The organism is Mesorhizobium sp. M7A.F.Ca.CA.004.04.2.1 (assembly GCF_004022825.1).
Lineage (GTDB): Bacteria > Pseudomonadota > Alphaproteobacteria > Rhizobiales > Rhizobiaceae > Mesorhizobium.
The window spans coordinates 1-742 of record NZ_RZPH01001592.1 but is presented as its reverse complement, the minus strand read 5'-3'; the positions used below and the strand labels follow the sequence as shown (position 1 = coordinate 742).

Sequence of the window (742 nt, the reverse complement as noted above, 5' to 3'; positions counted from 1 at the left end):
CTCTATATGTCCGGCGGCCAGATGGGCGCGCCGATCGTGTTCCGTGGACCGAACGGTGCCGCCGCACGCGTCGCCGCTCAGCACTCGCAGTGCTATGCCGCCTGGTACAGCCACATTCCGGGCCTGAAAGTGGTGATGCCCTACACCGCCGCTGACGCCAAGGGCTTGTTGAAGGCTGCGATCCGCGATCCCAATCCGATCATCTTCCTCGAGAATGAAATCCTCTACGGTCAGTCCTTCGACGTACCGAAGCTCGACGATTTCGTGCTGCCGATCGGCAAGGCGCGCATCCATAAATCAGGCAAGGACGTCACCATCGTCTCCTTCGGCATCGGCATGACCTATGCGGTCAAGGCTGAAGCGGAACTGCGTGGCCTTGGCATCGATGCCGAGATCATCGACTTGCGCACGATCCGGCCGCTCGATCTCGACACCATCATCGCCTCGGTCAAGAAGACCAACCGCCTGGTGGTGGTGGAGGAAGGTTATCCGCAGAACTCGGTCGGCGACCATATCGCCAACCAGGTGTCGCAGCGCGCCTTCGATTTTCTTGACGCGCCGGTCATCACCATCGCCGGCAAGGATGTGCCGATGCCTTATGCGGCGAACCTCGAGAAGCTGGCGTTGCCGAATGTCGGCGAAGTCATCGAGGCGGTCAAAGCCGTCACGTATCGCTGAACCGGGCGGGAGGACAAAATGCCAATCAACATCACCATGCCGGCCCTGTCGCCCACGATGGAAG

General features: G+C 60.8%; 1 protein-coding gene. It reads left to right on the top strand.

Annotated elements, in window-relative coordinates; genetic code table 11:
- The coding region (locus tag EN893_RS36340) for a pyruvate dehydrogenase complex E1 component subunit beta (protein WP_245490984.1) at positions 1–678 on the top strand (678 nt) is incomplete at its 5' end.
- Positions 679–742 lie beyond the last annotated feature (64 nt).